The organism is Paenibacillus thiaminolyticus (genome assembly GCF_003591545.1).
GTDB classification, from domain to species: Bacteria; Bacillota; Bacilli; order Paenibacillales; family Paenibacillaceae; genus Paenibacillus_B; species Paenibacillus_B thiaminolyticus_A.
Genome location: NZ_QYZD01000001.1, coordinates 622,825 through 630,486, shown reverse-complemented (window position 1 = coordinate 630,486; position 7,662 = coordinate 622,825). Strand labels below are relative to the sequence as shown.

Annotated in this window: 6 protein-coding genes and 1 pseudogene; 2 read left to right on the top strand and 5 right to left on the bottom strand. The window is 49.9% G+C overall.

The window, feature by feature from the left end; all coding sequences use genetic code 11:
• Positions 1–575 precede the first annotated feature (575 nt).
• Both DQX05_RS33005 and DQX05_RS31635 read right to left on the bottom strand, forming a co-directional pair.
• On the bottom strand, positions 576–1,238 hold the full coding sequence (locus DQX05_RS33005) for an NAD-dependent epimerase/dehydratase family protein (protein ID WP_220483148.1): 663 nt from the start codon (positions 1,236–1,238) through the stop codon (positions 576–578).
• A 287-nt stretch (positions 1,239–1,525) separates the two neighbouring features.
• Positions 1,526–1,603 (bottom strand): annotated as a pseudogene (locus tag DQX05_RS31635) (DUF6262 family protein); the annotation flags it as partial.
• Positions 1,604–1,779: 176 nt separating this feature from the next.
• Here DQX05_RS31635 and DQX05_RS03025 point away from each other — a divergent pair.
• On the top strand, positions 1,780–2,751 hold the full coding sequence (locus DQX05_RS03025; protein ID WP_119790710.1) for a beta-channel forming cytolysin: 972 nt from the start codon (positions 1,780–1,782) through the stop codon (positions 2,749–2,751).
• Between the two features lie 221 nt (positions 2,752–2,972).
• Positions 2,973–3,989: an ETX/MTX2 family pore-forming toxin gene (locus DQX05_RS03020; protein WP_119790708.1), complete on the top strand. Its 1,017-nt coding sequence runs from the start codon at positions 2,973–2,975 to the stop codon at positions 3,987–3,989.
• Between the two features lie 136 nt (positions 3,990–4,125).
• Here the strand turns inward: DQX05_RS03020 and DQX05_RS03015 are convergent, their stop codons facing one another.
• From DQX05_RS03015 to DQX05_RS03005, 3 genes are all read right to left on the bottom strand, one after another.
• On the bottom strand, positions 4,126–4,944 hold the full coding sequence (locus DQX05_RS03015; RefSeq protein WP_119790706.1) for a WcbI family polysaccharide biosynthesis putative acetyltransferase: 819 nt from the start codon (positions 4,942–4,944) through the stop codon (positions 4,126–4,128).
• Between the two features lie 252 nt (positions 4,945–5,196).
• A complete protein-coding gene (locus DQX05_RS03010) occupies positions 5,197–6,126 on the bottom strand; it encodes a D-alanine--D-alanine ligase (protein WP_119790784.1) in 930 nt (309 codons plus the stop codon).
• Entirely contained in the window at positions 6,123–7,589 is a 1,467-nt protein-coding gene (locus DQX05_RS03005) for an aminotransferase-like domain-containing protein (RefSeq protein WP_119790704.1), read from the bottom strand. The genes DQX05_RS03010 and DQX05_RS03005 overlap by 4 nt, the downstream gene beginning before the upstream one ends.
• Positions 7,590–7,662 lie beyond the last annotated feature (73 nt).

Here is a 7,662-nt window from a genome sequence, read left to right as displayed (position 1 = left end):
TCCCATATCAGGGGCATGAAGTCTTTTTCATGTCAGGTTCTATGCAAGGCTAGTGTGATGTTCATCGGTTTTTGTCTTTTATCTATATTGAAAGTCTGAAATTGATGCCGTTTTGCAGGATTCCCTGTAACGGAGTACACGTCATAAAGAAAAGGTGCATTTTTGCAGTTTTTCGGCGGGTCGAGCTTTGAGAATCAGGGGGCTGTCTCACTGTAGTTAAATACTACTTTTGAGACACCCCCTTTTACCGTGTTATAGGGGGAATATCAACGAAGCTGACACCATCTGGATTTATTACTTCTTTTCAACCCCAATTTCACCCTTAGGGAAATCGTTTAGAAGTTGATGTATGGAGTGCTCCTGCGGGAGCTTATTTTACAGGAACCTTTCAACCGACAAATAGAATATCTATGACTGACTCGTTAAATAGCAGTTACGATCTAGGAATCAGAGGGTCCCAGATTTGCCACTGCTTTTTTTTGTTATATCGTTCTCAGTTCGTTCAATTCAAATAATGTTCCTCAGGCAGTACCTCAGCCGATTCCTGTTCGAGCAATCGCAGCACTTCGGCATAATTATCTAGGTGTCCAACCAAGCGCGCAAAGTGCTCCTGGCGAATAAACCCGGTCAATCTTCCTAGGGAGTGCCCATCCCCTTTGTTCAAACTCGGTTACCAAAAAGGGAGCTCTGCGTTGAAGCACACTAGGGGCATCGACCGCTAACTCTTGGCAGTCAGACGGTTCGAAAGGTGTTGGCGCTGATAGGACAAAAATGCGATAACCAGGCTCGCTCAAATTGAGGGCCAGTTCGTGAACGCTTGCCACATCTCTGGCATCAATGCCTCGATGCAGCCTGTATACGGCCATCAATAATTCTCTCTCAGGAAAACAACGCGACATTCGCAGCACTGTGGCCGAAAATCTCCCACGTGCTGCCGCTTTCCTGACTTCCTCTTCCGCGGCTAACTTTGTCCGGTGATAAATGGTTCTTGGACTTGGGACCATTTCCTCATCAACCCATCCCGCCCGATCTTCCGGGGTGGCAGCGCCCCCATAAAGTGCTGTAGTGCTTGTCAGTACAAAACGGGACACACCCGCATCATACGCTAGTTCCAAGAGCCGACTAGTGGCGTGAACGTTGATGCGTTCAAACTCAGCATCTGGCAATATTCCCACATGCGGCGCGTGTAATGCCGCAGTATGAACAACCGCGTCACCCCCTATTAATGCCCCGGGCAAGCAACTCTTCGTCTCCTAGGTCACCCACAAAATCAGCAGTTGATGACGGCGTACAATCCAACCCTGCCACCACAGTATGCTTTTTGCAGAGCCTGATATAGATGGCGCGACAACGCGACCAGTCGAGCCAGTAATTAGAATCTTCACTCTAAGTCCTCTTTCCTGAAAAAATTTTAGCCCTACTCCCGACCACCGGTTCCTTAGCAATATTATAACAGTTGCTACACTGTATCGTCCGGTGTGATGCCGCCTGCTGGTGAAATGCTAAGTAAACCATTCAGACCCTAATATAATGTAGCTTTCGATATGCCAGCCTCGCTTGCCACACTGTTGAAATTGATGTTCTGAGAAGCCCGTATAAGCCGTAATAGGTTGATCGCGCGGCGGCGAGCGCCCCCTGAACTGTACAGGGGGCGCTCGTGTCTGCTTATCCCGGGCGATTAACATGATTGATACAAGATATAACAATCCTTATGCAATCAGATAACAGCAGCTATGCTACGATAAATCGTAACCCGAAGAAAAGAATGGAGTGGAGCATATGATAAAAAAGAAAAGAAGGCCGCAAGTATTTTTGAAAAGTATAACCGCAGTTGCTATTTTACTAGGATCTCTAACATTAAATGGAGCATCTGTCTCTGCACAAGTAGCGAAAAATTCTCCAATCGATATTGGACAAGGCGCAAAGGTATACAATAACTTATCTACAAGGTTTGGGAATGAAAAAATAAAAACCTCTCTTTCTGTTTCCTTTATTGACGATCCCCATAGTAATAAGCAAATTGCAGTCATTACTACAGAAGGAAGCAACATTGATGCGGACAGAAAAATCTCTTTTCCTGAGCAGGATACGTATAAAGGGTATTATAGAGCGACATTGCATTGGGCATCTTCTTATCGGATAGCAATGGAATTAAACGGAAGCGGGGATTTTTTCAAGGTATCTCCTACGAATACAATTGATAAAAAAACGGTATCCTCTACCATTGGATATACCATTGGCGGTACAATAGGCAGTATTCCGAATAGCAGTAACAATTGGTCAACCTCCGTTTCTTATGAACAAGCAGACTACAAAACGAATTTAAAAACCGATACCAATAAAAAAGTGGAATGGACGGTTCCTTTTGTTTCTGCTATGAACCAAGGATGGGGACCGTATTATAGGGATTCATTTACTGGTTTGTATGGCAATGAGCTTTTTAGTAAATCTCGTAACGGCCAAGTTTGGGCAAAAGATAATTTTCTTTCTAGCGATCAGATGCCTGCTTTAGCGGCCTATAGCTTTTCTCCTGCCGTGGTCGCCGTTGTCATTGCCGATAAAACGGATTCCACTTCTCAATTAACTGTACATTTAGGAAGAACGCAAGATAGTTATAAGCTGCAATGGCATAATGAACTATTTGGTCTTGGTTATTGGATAGGAAGCAATGACAAAGACACCTTCCATTCAACCTTTACTACAAAATATATACTTGATTGGACAAATCATAAGTTAATAGAGATAAACTAAGAAAGCACCGCAACGTAGTATGACGTGCAGCGGCGAGCGCCCCCTGACCTGTGCAGGGGGCGCTCGTTTTTTGCTTATCCCGGGCGATTAACATGATCGATACAAAATATAACAATCCTTATGCCATGAGGAAACGCTAGCCGTGCTACGATAACCTTAACCCGAAGGAAAGGAGGCTTAGGGAGCGAAATCATCATCATACTCAATTGGAGGAATACACAATGAGAAAACATGTTCTGAAACATGGTCTTGTCATCGGGCTTTCTGCCCTGATGCTTGGAAGCGCTTCCGCACCGCCCCCGGCTTATGCCCAAGCCTCGATTACCCAAGCAAAAAGCATCGGGATTGTAGATGTGAATGAAGTGCTTAACAAGGTAGGCACATATTATTACAAAAATCATCTGGCAAATACCATTGCCAACCCGGAAAGCAATGGATTTAGATACCGGCTTAAGGCAAATCCGGATAGTGTTACGCCCGTAATCGATCTGTCGATTGAGGCGAGAACGGAAAATATACACTATGATTCAACGATGCCTGTATTTATCGGAGAAAACACATTTCCAAATAATTTGGATGAAGAGCAATCTTACAACACCTTGAAATACAGCAAGACTTATACAGAATCAACTTCAACCAGTATCTCCAACGGATTCAAGGTTGGCGGAGCCGGGGATCTCGGCAATAAATTCATTCTTCCGTTGATTTTGGAGGGCGCAGGCAAAATCAATCTGGAGTACAACACAGGCAGTACAGAAACCAAAACATCAAGTGAATCCTACACGTTGGAAGTCCCGCCGCAGCCCGTGAAGGTTCCCCCTCATAAAACGTATAAAACGGTAGTGGAGTTCAGTCAAAGGACGTATCGCGGAGATGTCGTATTTACAGGCCGGACAGAAAGCACGCTGGCTAATCGCAGCATCATCAAAGCGACCGGAATATATACGGGCTGGATGGGCATGCAAACTTCAAAGCAATTTACCTACGACAATTTCCTGGGGGTACATTATGCCGGCCTGACAGCCAGTCAGCAGCAAGAAATCAAAAATGCCGGAGTTCAGATTACTACAAGTGGTTACGGAGCTGCAGCTAATCGCTTTTCTTCTATTGAAGTAACCGGGAAAGGTTCCTTTTCCGGCGTAATTGGCGCCGAGCTAATCGTCACAACCTATGATGTGACGGATGCGAAGAATGCCCGGCTTGTAAATCAACGTACAGTTCCCATTGAGCTTGACTGATCATTTCTCTTAAGCTCATCAGCCGTTTCTTTCTGTCCAGGAAGAAACGGCTATTATTATGGACTCTTTTCGACGGGAAAAATCTAGTCCCGGATCAAACCGCTGGACTCTCGCCAGCCTGAGGCAAGGCATGGTTCTAGCTCCCCCTCATCGCCTGCGCATGATAATCGACATACCGCGAAATATATTCCGGGAACGTCAGGATGTCACCGCCCAAGGTGTACACCCGGTCTTCCGGCCGCACGAAGCTCAGCCCCAGACGCTTGATGACGCTCGGGTATATCGGGTGAATCAGCTCGAGGAAGGCCGTGTCGTGAACGATATGCGCTATCTCCTGGCCGGAAATATGAAGCCGCTCCAAAATGCTCATCGCCAAGTACCGTATAATCTGGAACCGCGGATGGCATATCGTGGCGAATAAATGATCCTTCCGGTAGTTCTGTTCGATGAAATCAGCCAGAGGAATATCAATTCCCGATTCCCGGCTCCGCAGGTTGAGCATGAAATCATGATGATATTGCTGCAAGAACGGAGCGGAATAGTAATTTTCGTCCGACAAAGCGGCAATAATCATCTCTTTGCTTGTTCCCGCTTGGAGCAAGCGAATGACATTCTGATCCGCATAGGCGAATAGCGGCTCCTTATTGTCCGGGATGAATTGCGGATAATAGGACATCAAAAAAGCATTGCCGATGCTGATGCGGATGCAGTGATCCGGCAGTCGGGTCAATATATAGTCGGTGGATAGATAAGGCCCGAAGGCATCGCTCGTTCTCATATAGATGAACAGATCGCATTGGCTCAGCAGGTGATCGCCGATGCCGGTGGCCTGATTGCATACTTGGATCATCGGCACCTCTACCAATTCGTAAAGTTGACAGAATGTCGCCGACGAACTCAAATATTTGCGAATCGGAATGCCATGGCAGTTGGCGAACACAATGCATTTCTTCATCGCGCACCCCTCCCCTTGCCCCTGTGCGGGCATTCGTCATAGTCCCATCTTTCGGTTTTCTACATAATAATGCAGATCCCATGCCTTCTGTCAGGGACATTCTGTCCTTTCCGCTTCCCCACTCGCCATAATAGGCCCCCTGCGAGCGTGCGTTCACTGCCGATCTTGATAAACAGATCCAAGGTTGAGCCCATTGCCTATAGACCTGATCCACCAAAAACCTCCGGAAATAAAGAAGCAGATCTCCAAGCGTTACCGCCCGGGGAGACCTGCTTCTTCTGTCATTCTTGTATGCAAAGAATGCGTTATGATTTCATCCAGCAGCCGGCTGTACGACAGGCCCGCCGCTTTGGCGCTTTTCGGGAGCAGGCTGTTCTTGGTCAACCCCGGAAGCGTGTTCACTTCCAGTATATAAGGAACCCCACCGGCAAGCATTATGTCGATGCGGGCATACACGCTGCACTTCATGGCCTGATAGATGCGGAGGGCGGCCTCACGAACCGCCTTGCCGCACGGCTCGGGCAATTCAATGACTTCCTCCTCCGCCCCGCCATCGCAATATTTGGACGAATAGTCGAAGAAATGAGCCTTGGCCTTGATCGATACCGTGGGCAGCAGCGCTCCATTCAGCACCGCGCACGTAATTTCTTCGCCGCCAATATATTGCTCCAGCAGCACCTCCCGGTCCCACGCCAGTGCGTCCGCCACGGCTTGACGCAGACGGTCCGGGCCGCCGGCAATCTGCATGCCGATGCTGGAGCCGCCCGTGTTCGGCTTCACGACGACGGGATAGCCGAGTTGCCGCCCGGCTTCCGCCGTGTCTAGCTCATCGAGCGAAGTAGTCAACATCCAGTCCGGCGTCGCCAATCCCTCGAAGCGGATGATCTTCTTCGTCAGCTCTTTATCCATGCACAGGCTGCTGGATAATACGCCTGATCCTGTGTACGGGATACCGAGCGTTTCCAGCGTGCCCTGCACCGTTCCGTCCTCGCCGTATTTGCCATGCAGCGCCAACAGGGCGATATCCACCCCTTTGACCTTGTCGATAAGCTCTTCCGTGGAATTCAGCTCGATGGGTACCGGTTCATATTTCTCGTCCAGATGCGCCATCATTTCCTTCCCCGTCATGAGCGACACTTGGCGCTCAGAGGAGACGCCTCCCATGATCACGCCGACTTTTATCGCCTGCATCCGGTTCCCTCCCCCATTAGCTGCCTGACCATCTGGCCTATCGTCGCGATGCCTGCCTCCAATTCTCCTTCCGAGACGCGCGAGAAGCCGAGCCGGAACGTATTGGTACCGGAGCCATCGGTATGAAAAATATCGCCGGGCGTAAAGACAACGCCCTGCCGCACACATGCGCTGAGCACATCGCGCGCGGCCAACGATTCGTGCAATTCAATGAATAAGTGCAGTCCTCCGTAGCCGCTCAGCCTGGCGAACGGAATATGCTCCCGGCACCATTGAACGGCCAGCTCATATTTGCGCTTGTAAGCATTTCGGGCCCGTTTGATATACTTTTCGAAATTGCCGTTATGCAAATATTGAAATAAAATCGCTTGGTCGAGCGTAGACGTATGAATGCTCCGCGCCCGCTTCATGCTCTCCAAATAATCGATGAGCTCCCGATCCGCCAGCACCCAGCCAACGCGAATCCCCGGGAACAGCACCTTGGAATAGCTGCCGATATAGACCACGTTGTTCCCGCTGCCGCCGCAGGCAATGAGCGGGGCGACATGCGAGCCGGAATAGCGCAGTTCCTCGTTGAAGCCGTCCTCGATGACCGGGATGCGATAATCGCCGAACAGGCGCAAGGCCTCCATCCGCTTCTCCGGGGACATGACGATGCCTGTCGGATTATGATAGGACGGAATCAGGTAGGCCAGATCGAAGGACTGCCGGATCAACGCCCGCTCGAGATCCTCTAGCTCGAGTCCGTCCTCCTGCATGGGGATTCCCGTGATCTCCATGCCGTGCATCTTGAACAGCTTGAGCGCCGTATGATGGGTCGGGTTTTCGCACAGCACGCGCCGGTGCGGCTTGTGCACGGCCGAGAGGACAAGGTCGAGCCCTTCGGTAAAGCCGTTCGTCACCAGCAGATCTTTGCCGGTCAAATCCACGCCCTTCGTCTCCATATATCGCATCAGGTAGTCGATTAACGGCTTGTAGCCTTTCGCATAGCCGTAGTTCAGCAGAATCTCGCCTTCGAGCGACATCCGATCGAGAAAGGCCCGCTTCACATTATCCAGATCGAACAGCTTCTCGTCCGGGGCAATGCTCGTGAAGGAAATCATCCCCTTCTCCCAGCGAACGCCGTGCTTCATCAGATCGAGCTCCTCGGCCGTGCGGGCGCACGCCCCGATCATGTCCTTCCATTCCAGCCGCGCGCCGTCCACGGCCGGCACGACCTCTTGCGCGACATAGCTGCCTTTGCCCGCCACGGAATGGATCAGTCCCTCGTCCTCCAGCTCCCGGTACGCCGTCATGACCGTGTTGCGGCTCAATTGCCATAAGGAGGCGAACTCGCGGGTCGAAGGGAGCTTCTGATCGGCGCGCAAAATTCCTTTATATATCAACTCCTTGATATAGTCCTTCACCTGAACGGAAGCAGGACGTCCATCTACGAGCTTGAAATCGTTGAACATTCACTCATCCCCTTACGACTATATTGGCATATTTCCGTATGGAAGCAAAGAACCGCGTTCTGCCTTTTTCCGG